The following is a 12,111-nucleotide window of genomic DNA, read 5'->3' as shown; positions in this document are numbered from 1 at the left end:
AGGAACCGTCACCGATGGAACACCGTGAAGCGCTGATCGCGCTGCGCACCTTTCTTTCTTCCCAGATCCTAGGCCAGGAGAAACTGGTCGAGCGGCTATTGATCGTGCTTCTGGCAGACGGCCACATGCTGGTCGAAGGCGCGCCGGGCCTGGCCAAGACCAAGGCCATCAAAGAGCTCGCCGAAGGCATCGAGGCGCAGTTCCATCGCATCCAGTTCACCCCCGACCTGCTCCCGGCCGACATCACCGGCACCGAAATCTACCGCCCGGAAACCGGCAGCTTCGTGTTCCAGCAGGGGCCGATCTTCCACAACCTGGTGCTGGCCGACGAAATCAACCGCGCCCCGGCCAAGGTGCAGTCCGCACTGCTCGAGGCCATGGCCGAACGCCAGGTCAGCGTGGGCCGCAGCACCTACGACCTGTCGCCGCTGTTCCTGGTCATGGCCACACAGAACCCGATCGAGCAGGAAGGCACCTACCCGCTGCCCGAAGCCCAGCTCGACCGCTTCCTGATGCACGTGAAAATCGGCTTCCCCGACGCTGCGGTAGAGCGGCGCATCCTGTTGCAGGCCCGTGGTGAAGCCCTGGGCGGCGAGACCAAGCCCGAGCGCCGGGTCAGCCAGCAGGCGATCTTCGCCGCCCGCAAGGAAATCCTTGGCCTGTACATGGCCGACGCGGTGGAGGAATACCTGGTGCAACTGGTGATGGCCACCCGCACCCCGGCCAAGTTCGATGCCGAACTGGCCGACTGGATCGCCTACGGCGCCAGCCCGCGTGGTTCCATTTCGCTGGACCGCTGCGCGCGCGCCCACGCCTGGCTGGCCGGGCGCGATTTCGTCAGCCCCGAAGACATCCAGGCGGTGCTGTTCGACGTGCTGCGCCACCGCATCATCCTCTCGTTCGAGGCCGAGGCGGCAGGGATCGACCAGGACCGCGTGGTCCAGCGCATCCTCGACGTCGTCGCCGTTGCCTGAGCCCATGCCCACTGCATCGCTGGCCGAACCCGGCATCCGCATCGGCCTTGCCGAGCTGATCGACATGCGCCACCGCGTGCGCGAAATCCAGCTGTTTTCCCGGCCCGGCCAGCGCAGCCCGCTGGTGGGCCTGCACCACTCCAAGCTGCGCGGGCGCGGCGTGGACTTCGACCAGGTGCGCGTCTACCAGGCTGGCGACGATGTGCGCAACATCGACTGGCGGGTTACCGCGCGTACCCAGGAGCCGCATACCAAGCTGTTCCACGAAGAGCGCGAACGGCCCATCTTCATTCTTGTCGAGCAGAGCCAACGGCTGTTCTTCGGCTCGGGGCTGATGTTCAAGTCGGTGCTGGCCGCCCAGGCTGCAGCGCTGTTCGGCTGGGCCGCGCTGGGCCATAACGACCGCATTGGCGGGTTGGTGTTCGGCGACAACGAGCACCACGAAATCAAGCCCCGGCGCAGCAAGCAGAGCCTGCTGCAACTGCTCAACCGCCTGGCCAAGGTCAACCAGGCGCTGCACACCGAGGCCACGCCCGGTGCCGACAGCCTCGGCCTGGCCCTGCGCCGCGCCCGCGAAGTGCTGCGCCCCGGCAGCCTGGCCATCGTGATCTGCGATGAGCGCTCGCTCACTGCCCAGGTGGAGCAGCACCTGGCCATGCTCTCGCGCCATTGCGACCTGCTGTTGATGCCGGTGTCCGACCCGCTCGATCATGCCCTGCCCGCCGCCGGCCTGCTGCGCTTCGCCCAGCGCAGCGCGCAGCTGGAGCTCGACACCCTGGACGCCAACCTGCGCCAGGCCTACCGCCAGCAGGCCGAAGCGCGTATCGAGCGCTGGGAGCTGATGGCGCAAAAGCTGCGCGTGCTGCTGATGCCACTGAGCACCCAAAGCGACATGATCGAGCAACTGCGCGAGTACCTGAACGCCCAGCGGCCACGGAGCGCGTCATGAAGAGCAGCGGCCAATGAACCCGCTTGATCAACTGCAGCCGCTGATCGCCCCCGCGCCGATCGGCCTTTGGCCACCGGCACCCGGCTGGTGGCTGCTGCTGGCCGTGCTGCCGCTGCTGGCCTGGGGCCTATGGCGGGTGCGCCACTGGCGCCCGGGCAAACGCCGTATCGTGCGTGCCGAACAACCCTTGGACCCGGTACGCGTGGAAGCACTGGCCGAACTGGCCCGCCTGCCGCGCCCCTACGACGGCGCCCCGGCCGGGGCGTGGCTGCAACAGATCAACGCCCTGCTCAAGCGCCTGTGCCGCAGCCACTACCCGGGTGCCAACAGCCATACCCTCAACGGCCGCCAGTGGCTGGCGTTTCTCGACAACCGCTGCCCGGCCGCCGGCCTGACCCGCTGGATGGTACTGGTAGAGGGCGCCTACAAACCCGAGTGCAAGCTCGACGACAAGGCCATCGCCGGGCTCAGCCAAGCCGTCGAAACCTGGATTCGCAAGCATGTTTGAACTGGCCTGGCCGTGGGTCTTCGCCCTGTTGCCGCTGCCGTGGCTGGCGCGCCTGGTGCTGCCGGCCGCCGACAGCGGCGAACCGGTGCTCAAGGTGGGCTTCCTCGACGAACTCGAAGGCCTGGCCGGGCGCCGCGCGCGGCTCAACCTGCCGACCTGGCGCCAGCAGGCGCCCTTTGTCGTCATCTGGCTGTTGCTGCTGTGCGCCGCCGCCCGCCCGCAATGGTTGGGCGAGCCGGTGCCAGTGGCTGCCAGCGGCCGCGACCTGCTGGTGGCGGTGGATGTGTCCGGGTCGATGGACTTCCCCGACATGCAGTGGCAGAACGAAGAGATCAGCCGCCTCGACCTAGTCAAGGCGCTGCTCGGCGACTTTCTGCAGGACCGCGAAGGCGACCGCGTGGGCCTGATCCTGTTCGGCAGCCAGGCCTACCTGCAGGCGCCGCTCACTTTCGACCGGCGCACCGTGCGCACCTTCCTCGACGAGGCGCAGATCGGCATCGCCGGCAAGAACACCGCCATCGGAGACGCCATTGGCCTGGCGGTCAAGCGCCTGCGTCAACGGCCGGCACAAAGCCGGGTGCTGGTGCTGATCACCGACGGTGCCAACAACGGCGGGCAGATCCACCCGCTGACCGCCGCCCGCCTGGCCGCCCAGGAAGGCGTGCGCATCTACACCATCGGCATCGGCGCCAACCCCGAAGCCAGTGGCACCCCCGGCCTGCTCGGCCTGAACCCGAGCCTGGACCTGGACGAAGCCTCGCTCAAGGAAATTGCCGACATCACCCACGGTACCTACTTCCGCGCCCATGACGGCGCCGAACTGGACGCCATCGGCGACACCCTCGACCAGCTCGAACCGGTGGCCCAGCAGCCGACCCAGGCGCGCACGGCCAAGGCCCTGTATGCCTGGCCCCTGGCCCTGGCCCTGCTGCTGAGCGTGCTGCTGGTACTGGCCGTGCAATGGCCCGACAACCTGCTGCACCGCCTGCTGCGCAAGCCGCGCTTCCTGCAACCGCACCCGGAATGGCGCCAGCGCCTGAAGCGCCTGCGCCTGAGGAGGCGGCGATGATCGAACTGTGGCCCGAATGGTTGCGCCCGCTCTGGCTGCTGGCCGTGCCCCTGCTCGCCTGGCTGCTGTACAAACTGTGGCACCGGCGCAAGCGCGCCGGGCGCTGGCAGATGATTCTGCCGCCGGCGTTCCATGGCGTCCTGCTCGGCGGTGGCGGTGGCAGCGGCAGCACCAGCAAGCTGCCGTGGGTGGCGCTGGGCCTGGCCTGGGTGCTGGTGATCCTGGCGCTGCTCGGGCCCAGTTGGCAGCGCGTGGAAGAAAGCCGCCAGCGCCCGGCCGACCCGCTGGTGATCCTGCTCGAACTGACCCCGCAGATGCTCGCCGAGGACAGCCCGCCCAACCGCCTGGAGCAGGCGCGGCGCAAGATCCTCGACCTGCTGGAGCACCGCCGCGACAGCCAGACCGCGCTGGTGGTCTACGCTGGCTCCGCACACACCCTGGTGCCGCTGTCTGATGACCTGGCCACCAGCCGCAACCTGCTCGAGGCGGTCGACCCATCGATCATGCCCAAGCCCGGCCAGCGCGCCGACCTGGCCGTGCAAAAAGGCCTCGCCCTGCTGGCCCAGAGCGGCCTGGGCCAGGGCCGCCTGCTGCTGATCGGCTCGTCGCTCAGCGCCCCGGAGCGCGAAGGCATCGCCCAGGCCCTCGGCCGCCAGGGCCCGAGCCTGCTGATGCTGGGCATCGGCAGCCGCGAAGGCGCACCGGTGCGCCAGGCCAATGGCGAATACCTCAAGGACGACCAGGGCGGCATCCTGTTGCCACGCCTGGACAGCGCCAGCCTCAAGGGCTTCATCAACGGCACCGGCGGGCGCTACCGGAATGCTCGCATCGACGACCTCGACCTGCGAGGCCTGGGCCTGTTCGACAGCCCGCGCACCGGGCGCAATGATGGCCAGACCCTGCAATTGGACAGCTGGGCCGACCAGGGTTACTGGCTGCTGCTGCCGCTGTTGCTGCTGGCCGCCTGTGCCGGCCGACGCGGCTGGCTGTTCTGCCTGCCGCTGCTGCTGGCCCTGCCCCAGCCCAGCCAGGCCTTCGAGTTCAACGACCTGTGGCTGCGTCCCGACCAGCAAGGCCAGCGCCTGCTGGAGCAGAACCGCCCGGCCAGCGCCGCGCGCCAGTTCCAGGACCCGCAATGGCGCGGCATGGCCCTGTACCAGGCCGGCGACTATGCCGGCGCTGCCGAAGCCTTTTCCCAAGGCGACACCGCCGCCGCACACTACAATCGAGGCAACGCCCTGGCCCGCAGCGGTGAGCTGGAAGCTGCGCTGGACGCCTACGAACAAGCCCTGGAACGCCAGCCCGACCTGCAAGCGGCGCTGGACAACCAGGCACTGGTGCAGCAACTGCTACAACAGCGAGAGGCCACTGCCGAGGAACAACCGGCCAGCAGCGATACCCAAGGCACGCCCGGCAGCGAAACCGAAGGCAACAGCAGCTCGGCCAGCAGCCCGGCCCAGGGCACGCCCGGCAACGACGAACAGGCCAGCGCCGAACAGCCCGGCGAAGGCAGCAGCAACAGCCAGGTAACGCCCGGCAACCAAGCGGGCGCGGACGACAGCGTCACCCAGCCGCCGCAGCGCCCGGTATCGACCAGCCTTGATACCGAACAGCGCCAGGCCCTGGAACAATGGCTGCGGGAGATCCCCGACAACCCGGCGGAGCTGCTGCGGCGCAAATTCTGGTATGAACAGCAATTGCATCAGGAAACCTCACGATGAGTCGCTTCGGCGTCTTTCTCCTCTGTCTGCTGTGGGCCGTGCTGGCCCAGGCCGAACCGTTGCTGCGCGCCAGCGTCGACCGTACCCGCCTGGAAGCCGGCGAAAGCCTGGAGCTGACCCTGGAAAGCCAGGACGTCACCCAGTTCGGCAAGCCCGACCTGCGCGCGCTGGAGGGTGACTTCGAAGTGCGCGGCACGCGCCAGCTGAACAGCCTGCACAGCCTCGACGGCGAAACCCGCGCCAGTACCCGCTGGATCATCACCCTGCTGCCGCGGCGCAGCGGCAGCCTGCGCATCCCCGAACTGCAACTGGGCCAGTCGCACAGCCAGGCCATCGAACTGCAAGTGCTGCAGGCCGATGCCAGCCGCCAGGACAGTGCCTCACAGGTGTTCATCGAAGCCACGCTCGACAGCAGCGAGGTCTACGTCCAGGCCCAGGCCGTGCTCACCCTGCGCATCTACCATTCAGTGGCCCTGTACGACGACAGCAGCCTCAGCCCGCTGCAACTGGAAAACGCCAAGGTCGAACCGCTGGGTGAATCGCGCACCTATGAAAAGGAAATCAACGGCGTCCGCCACGGCGTGATCGAAACCCGCTATGCCGTGTATGCCCAACAAAGCGGCACCCTCGACATCCCACCGTTGACTTTCACCGCCACCGCCGCCGCTAGCCAGGACGAGGCCCCGCAAGCCAACGGCACGACCCGGGCCGGCCACCAGGTGCAGGTCAGCTCGTTGCCATTGCGCCTGGCCGTGCGGCCGATTCCGGCGGCCTGGCCTGCTGGCGTGCCCTGGCTACCGGCCCGCAGCCTGACACTTGAAGAGCACTGGAACCCCGACCCTGGCAACCAGCAGGTGCAGATTGGCGACTCGCTGACCCGCAACATCACCCTGCGTGCCGAAGGCTTGTCCAGCACCCAGCTGCCACCGCTGCCAGCCACCGAAATCACCGGCCTGCGCCGGTACCCCGACCAGCCATTGCTGCGCAACGAAATCAGCGAACGAGGGATGATTGCCAACCGCGAAGAGCGCGAAGCCTTGGTGCCGACCCACAGCGGCGCGCTGGCCCTGCCGGCGCTGGAAGTGGCCTGGTGGAATACCCGAGAAGACCACCTGGAGCACAGCAGCCTGCCGGCGCGCACGCTGAATGTGCAGGACAACCCGGCGCTGAGCGCCGACACCCCGGTCGGCGACAACAGCAGTGCCAGCAGCTTGCTGTGGCCCTGGCAGCTGGCCACCCTGGTGTTCGCCCTCACCACCGTGCTGGGCTTTGCCCTGTGGTGGCGCGCCCGCTCGCAGCCAGCGGTGCTGCGCGCCGCGCAGGCCGGGCCGAGCCCGCGTACCTTGCTGGATGATCTCAAGCGCGCGTGCCAGGCCAACGACCCACAGGCAACCCGCCAGGCGCTGGACGCCTGGGCCCGCCAGCAGCCGGAGACCCTGGCCGAGATGGCGGCGCGGTTCGTGCCGTTGTCGGATGCACTGGATGGGTTGAACGGGGCGCTGTATAGCGAGAGCGGGCAGTATTGGCAGGGTGAAGATTTGTGGCGGGCGATCGGTACGATTCCCCCGGCTGAGCAGGTATTGCTGCCGACCGGCGAGAACGGCAGCCTGCCGCCGCTCTATCCCAAGTGATGTGCTGCCTGTGCAGGCCTCTTCGCGGGTAAACCCGCTCCCACAATGACCGCGTACGCCGAGAACCTTGCGCAGTACCTGTGGGAGCGGGCGTGCCCGCGAACACCGGCGCAGCCGGTGCCACCGTAAGATATTTCTGAACCTGCACCCCAATGCTTCAAGATCAACCCGCTTAGGAATTATCCTACGCGCGCTGCCGAACTATCGCTGTTGTCGGGGAAACACCTCACGGATAACGTTTCCGGGTCGCTTCGGTGACCGGGTGTGAGAACCCGACAGAGATTTTACGCAGCACCTCTATGGTGGCCGTACGTGGGCGGGCCTTGGCCTGGCCGAGTCTTTGCGTATTTCTCCTCGGTTTCTCACCCCGCGTACGGCTGCCACCCTCAATCCGTGAGAAAGATTCAGGTGGCAGTTCCCTTCTTCTTCAAAGGAATACGCCATGAAGAAACTCGTCCCCGATCCACCCGTAAAACTAACGGCCCGCCCCTTCTACACCATCAACCAGGACACACCCTCGGTTGACGCCCTGATCCACACCCTCCAGCTGATGGCCGGCATCGAAGACTCGCTGGACGAATACATCTGCGCCAATGCCGGCGAGCCCGGCATCAACATGCTGGTCAACGCGGTGCATCACGTACAGATGACCAAGGCCTTGGCCGAGTTGCTGTTGCACCGGCAAACCGGGGATATCACCCGGCACTGACTACACAGCCCCAAGCCATGCGCGCCCCCTGTAGGAGCGGCCTTGTGTCGCGAAAGGGGTGCGAAGCGCCCCCAGGATCTGCGCATCACCGCAAAATCGCCGGGGCCGCCTTGCGGCCCTTTCGCGACACGAGGCCGCTCCTACAGAGACCGTGATCAGGGCTTCATCAACCTGCGAGCACCGGTTGAACTGGCTGACGGCTCAGATGAACCGCTGCCCCTCGAACGGGTTCCAGCTCTGCTGCCCTTTGGTCTGCTTCAGGTAGTAGGCACGGTTGGTCAGGAAGCTGTACAGAAACGCAAACGCCATGCTGATGCCGTTATCCACCGGGCGCGGGATTTCGCTACCCGTCGCGATCTCGTAGTAGCTCAGGAGAACGCCGATGGCGATCATGATGGCCAGCATGACCAGGTTCTTCTTCCACAGCCCCAGTACGAACCAGTAGATCGGGCCGAAGAAAAAGGCGATGAAGTTGTTGTTGATCAGCAGCTTCTTGCCAAATGGCAAGGCGCGGAAAGCGGCTTTGTAGGGCTCGGAGGTGGGTGCGCCGTACTGATCGAAGAAAGCGAAACGCTCCCGCCATTTTGGCTTGAGGTTATCTGGGGTGGATTGGGTTTGTGGGATGCCTTCCATTGGTGACTCCTGTGATCGTCGTCCGTGAGTGTCGAATAGCCATGATCATGGCCGGTTCGGAGGCTAAATCAGCATGCCTTTGAGGGCAAGCTTGATACCTCCCGCAAAGCGAGAACCAAGTCACGAAACACTCAAGGCTTCCAGATCGGCGCGATCAGAAACTCGTTGTTCACCACACGATTGATGTCGCTCAGGCGACCCAGCGGGTTGTCGTAGTGCAGGTGAACGTGGGTGCCGCTGAGGAACTTCGTATACCCCCTATTAAACTAACTATTGAGCTGTCGCTCCACCTCATCATCAGCCGCACTCAATATACCCTCCACCAGACTTGAATCGATTTTCCAAATGGATAATTTGGGGTTCCCTACATATTGCTGACCATAGGGAATTTCGTAATAAGACGCATCTACTTTTTCCGCGGTTAGCACAGCACAAACTGATCGAATCATTTTTGCATGATCGTGGTAGTCGCCGTCAAAAATTTCCAACTCTAATACTGGCTCATGCGCCAGAATCGTTGATTTCAACTGCAACAATGGGACACCAAGTACACGATGGAGCTTCATAAGGGCTGAAGCTGAGACCCCAGCCCCCTCCATGACAATCGCAATGACAGACATTGTTCTATAGTTAACCTTGGATCATCCCTATAAACCTTCTCGCCACCTGCCCTCATTACTTTACCGCCACTTTGCCACTCTATTATTCATTAGAGTCGGAGTTCTCCAAAAAAATAGACACCCACGAATCCATCACATCCCATAATTCGATTCCTTCTGTCGGGTTTTCTGGTTTTTCATGCCACCAGATAAAAGCCTGGCCCTTGTGTGAGCCATTCCCCAAAGCCAAATAATCACCAGCGCCGCTAGAAAATACCGCCACCATATCAGGGAGTGCTGGGTAATCTTCATCGCACAGTTCCTTGACAGCAACAAAGTCCTCCAACCTCGACAGCCCCATAGTGCAACCAATATAGAATCCAAAACCATTATGCAATCTTGAATAAAACTGCCGGAAGCTCGCAGGAAAACTAGGATAACCATCGAAACCTGACCCTTCAACGCCTAGTGGAGCCCCGCCCATATAGAAGCATAAATCACCACCTTCACTATATGCATACATGAGGTATGGGCGATCACTCACAGCCAAAACCGTTCCTAACACACATTTTTCTAGCCACGCGCTTACCCAAGGCAAAAGTTCGGAAAACTCAGCCCATTCCGCAGGAATATGTTTTTTCCCACTATTTAGAAAGCCAAATCCACGCCACTGCTTGGGAAAATCGATATCCACAGGGACATCGCCAGGTGAAAAATATACATCATAACCTTTTAGCTCGGTTACAATACGCCGCCTCAAAGACTCAGGCCAATTCATTCTCATACACCTCAATACCCCGAAGGCAAACTATTGACCTGCTGCAGTTCCGACCCAATTTAGCAGCCTTATCAATCATGGAGAACGAAACGCTGGATCAACAGGAATATCTCCATCTTGATATAACCCCCACTCGCCAAATGATCTCCCCCCTTTTAGGTATTTACCACCTCACTCAACCCTTGGAAGTTTGACTCATAGTTTAACACCTTTACTTGATCCTCGAAGCCAATCGAGAAAAACCTTCCATTTCTGTATTTTCCTTCATCGGAACAATGTGATCCGCATGTAGAGGCCTCGTAACCTCAAACCCAGGAGGCGCAGGGTTTTTCATGGAGCCAGAGATGCCACGGCAAATTGAGCCCCCATCTTGTAGCAGGTGGAGTTCATGGATCGCACTCTATCAGAAATTGGAAAACTGCCCCTTCAAAACTCACCCGACCGCCATCAAACCAAACATATGACTTGCCATTTCATTAAATGTTGAAAACTCATAGTAAACATTATCGAAGGCCTGGCGATCCCTCACCTGGTATATCTTTGAGGGCACTTCCAGCACATACACATCCATATCACTTTCTCCAAAAACCAAGTAATCCTTCATCCATTCCAAATCACGCCAATTTAAATTCATCCCTATAAAATCATTGGTCTCACCAGCACAATCCGAAAATGGTATTCGGTGAGTTGAATACAAAAATACGCCATTCTCCGCAGCCCCATTACAAACACCTAATAGCTCCAGATACTCCGAGGGCGGCATAGCAAGCAACGCCAACTGACAGCGCTGAACAAATAACTCCAGATCTTCTTCGGATGCACCGGGAATAAGTGCAGGCGTACCAGACAACTTGTCGATCATCATTTTCATTTCAATCATCTAATGACCTAATATGCACGCCCCTCAAGGAATCTACTGATCGACCTCATCCTCACTAACCAAGGAGTCAATAAACACACGAAACGAAGAGGACAACATCTTTTGAGCGTTAATGTTATTTATGCGCATGTCAATATCCGGCTGAAAAACATCAACCGCAAAATAAATAACACTACCTTCTTCTTTATCAAGACAAATAAAATTACCTGCCTCATCAACGGCAAAAGGTACCAAATGTGCTGGCAATACGTTCCTATGCACCATCAAATTGAAGCATCCGCCTATGTATTTAGTCTCGTCTTTGTCAACGGTTTCAGCGCTGGCGATGCTTTTAAAATCTTCAATTCTAATCGGCTCATAATTTTCATCGCCCGCCCAAAACTCCCGATTCGGAGTTCCTCCATTGAAGGACAGGTAAAGCTCCCTGAAGTCTGCTGGAAATTTTATGCCAATTTCAGACTCAAGGTTATCAATATCTAATATCGAGACGGGAGCACCAGAATCAAACAGTTCAAAGTCATCCATTATAGAATCTTCAACAAGTTGTGAATGTTGTTTTCTGTGAGCGGCCTTTTAGCCAACCCTTATCCTGTGAGATAGCTACAGCTTCAGGCGCGCCATAAGATCCAGAAGGCAAACCAAAATGTTTTTCGAATTGCGCGACTGAACCAGTATGCGGCAACGAAGCTTCGTGAGCGGACTGTGTTACTAACTGCATAGTGCCTTTACCCGTTACAGGATCGAAATCGTCCAAATGGTGCCAAGTGTATTTGCCCATCGATTTCATTTGAGCCTTTGTCAATTCTGCCTGTTTGTAAGTCTCGGTAAAGTCTCGCCCCCGAGTTCCTTGCAATTGAATCGATACAATGTTTTTTTGAGCACCTGTTACAGGAAATAGTTCAGGAGGACCTTCAAAATTGACACTTTTGAACGATAGCCCCTAAGGATCAATCCATGCGGTCACATTTGGCGCGTATTGATAAAGATTTATACCGCCGCCTAAACCTACCGGATCTTGCGTAATAAGACGCCCGGCTTCAGGGTCGTAGTATCTGAAGGTGTTGTAGTGCAGCCCTGTTTCACTGTCAACATATTGCCCTTGGAAACGCTGATTCTGCTCGATCTCATTGATGGGCAGACTCTCTATTGCACCCCACGAGCGATACGTCGCCTGCCAGACGATCTTACCGTCACTGTCCGTGACCTCCAGCGGCGCACCAATCTGGTCAGTATGGAAGTAATAATGCTTCTGCTCCTCCCCTTCCGCCTGATCGACCCGCGCCAACGGCGCATAGCTACCCGGTTCATACAGGTACAAGATGCTCTGCCCAGGCGTTTCCTCGCGCAGCATCCTCAGCCCTTGCCAGAGGAAGCGCTTCTGCTCGACCTCGCCGTTGATCTCTGCCTGTTTGGCAACCCGTCGCCCGAGGCTGTCGTAACGATAATGCCCGGTACTCTCCAGCTTGCCATTGACCCAAGTCTCCGCCCGCACCAGCCGGTTTTCACCGTCATAACCGAAGCGCTGCAACCGGTTGCCATATTCCGAGCATTTTTCGATCAGATTGCCCCACGGATCGTAGCGGTACTCTTGGTCCCGCCAGTGTGTGATGCGGTTGTCCCTGGACTTGGCAAATTGCCGGGCATTGAAATCCAGGCGGTT

Annotated in this window: 14 protein-coding genes; 7 read left to right on the top strand and 7 right to left on the bottom strand. The window is 60.5% G+C overall.

Features of this window, described 5'->3' with window-relative positions; translation table 11 throughout:
• The first annotated feature begins 14 nt into the window (after positions 1 to 14).
• The 7 genes from ACLCGK_RS26835 (at position 15) to ACLCGK_RS26805 (ending at position 7,561) form a co-directional block, all read left to right on the top strand.
• Positions 15 to 974, top strand: coding sequence for an AAA family ATPase (locus tag ACLCGK_RS26835; protein WP_013971644.1), 960 nt, complete (start codon positions 15 to 17; stop codon positions 972 to 974).
• Between the two features lie 4 nt (positions 975 to 978).
• Entirely contained in the window at positions 979 to 1,923 is a 945-nt protein-coding gene (locus ACLCGK_RS26830; protein ID WP_013971643.1) for a DUF58 domain-containing protein, read from the top strand.
• A 13-nt stretch (positions 1,924 to 1,936) separates the two neighbouring features.
• Positions 1,937 to 2,431: a DUF4381 domain-containing protein gene (locus ACLCGK_RS26825; protein ID WP_015269461.1), complete on the top strand. Its 495-nt coding sequence runs from the start codon at positions 1,937 to 1,939 to the stop codon at positions 2,429 to 2,431.
• A complete protein-coding gene (locus tag ACLCGK_RS26820) occupies positions 2,424 to 3,500 on the top strand; it encodes a vWA domain-containing protein (RefSeq protein ID WP_015269460.1) in 1,077 nt (358 codons plus the stop codon). The genes ACLCGK_RS26825 and ACLCGK_RS26820 overlap by 8 nt, the downstream gene beginning before the upstream one ends.
• On the top strand, positions 3,497 to 5,221 hold the full coding sequence (locus tag ACLCGK_RS26815) for a tetratricopeptide repeat protein (RefSeq protein WP_410953201.1): 1,725 nt from the start codon (positions 3,497 to 3,499) through the stop codon (positions 5,219 to 5,221). Before ACLCGK_RS26820 ends, ACLCGK_RS26815 begins: the two co-directional genes overlap by 4 nt.
• Complete coding sequence (locus ACLCGK_RS26810) at positions 5,218 to 6,852, top strand: BatD family protein (protein ID WP_054573349.1); 1,635 nt, start codon at positions 5,218 to 5,220, stop codon at positions 6,850 to 6,852. Before ACLCGK_RS26815 ends, ACLCGK_RS26810 begins: the two co-directional genes overlap by 4 nt.
• Before the next feature lie 442 nt (positions 6,853 to 7,294).
• Positions 7,295 to 7,561, top strand: coding sequence for a hypothetical protein (locus ACLCGK_RS26805; protein ID WP_253152652.1), 267 nt, complete (start codon positions 7,295 to 7,297; stop codon positions 7,559 to 7,561).
• 201 nt (positions 7,562 to 7,762) lie between these two features.
• On the opposite strand, the gene ACLCGK_RS26800 is transcribed toward ACLCGK_RS26805, so the two are convergent.
• From ACLCGK_RS26800 to ACLCGK_RS26770, 7 genes are all read right to left on the bottom strand, one after another.
• Complete coding sequence (locus ACLCGK_RS26800; RefSeq protein ID WP_015269456.1) at positions 7,763 to 8,194, bottom strand: DUF2628 domain-containing protein; 432 nt, start codon at positions 8,192 to 8,194, stop codon at positions 7,763 to 7,765.
• A 266-nt stretch (positions 8,195 to 8,460) separates the two neighbouring features.
• The gene (locus tag ACLCGK_RS26795) at positions 8,461 to 8,814 is read right to left on the bottom strand and encodes a hypothetical protein (RefSeq protein WP_023662512.1); all 354 of its coding nucleotides are present in this window, start codon (positions 8,812 to 8,814) and stop codon (positions 8,461 to 8,463) included.
• 82 nt (positions 8,815 to 8,896) lie between these two features.
• On the bottom strand, positions 8,897 to 9,571 hold the full coding sequence (locus tag ACLCGK_RS26790; RefSeq protein WP_410953200.1) for an SMI1/KNR4 family protein: 675 nt from the start codon (positions 9,569 to 9,571) through the stop codon (positions 8,897 to 8,899).
• A gap of 433 nt (positions 9,572 to 10,004) precedes the next feature.
• Positions 10,005 to 10,442 carry a YrhA family protein gene (locus ACLCGK_RS26785; protein WP_410953199.1) on the bottom strand — a complete coding sequence of 146 codons (438 nt, stop codon included), beginning with the start codon at positions 10,440 to 10,442 and terminating at the stop codon, positions 10,005 to 10,007.
• Positions 10,443 to 10,484: 42 nt separating this feature from the next.
• A complete protein-coding gene (locus ACLCGK_RS26780; protein ID WP_410953198.1) occupies positions 10,485 to 10,976 on the bottom strand; it encodes an SMI1/KNR4 family protein in 492 nt (163 codons plus the stop codon).
• 10 nt (positions 10,977 to 10,986) lie between these two features.
• Positions 10,987 to 11,304: an HNH endonuclease gene (locus ACLCGK_RS26775; RefSeq protein ID WP_410953197.1), complete on the bottom strand. Its 318-nt coding sequence runs from the start codon at positions 11,302 to 11,304 to the stop codon at positions 10,987 to 10,989.
• An 87-nt stretch (positions 11,305 to 11,391) separates the two neighbouring features.
• Positions 11,392 to 12,111: RHS repeat domain-containing protein (locus tag ACLCGK_RS26770; RefSeq protein ID WP_410953313.1), on the bottom strand; the 720-nt coding region annotated here is incomplete at its 5' end.

The organism is Pseudomonas sp. S1(2024) (assembly GCF_046557535.1).
This window is presented reverse-complemented; position numbering and strand designations above follow the sequence as displayed.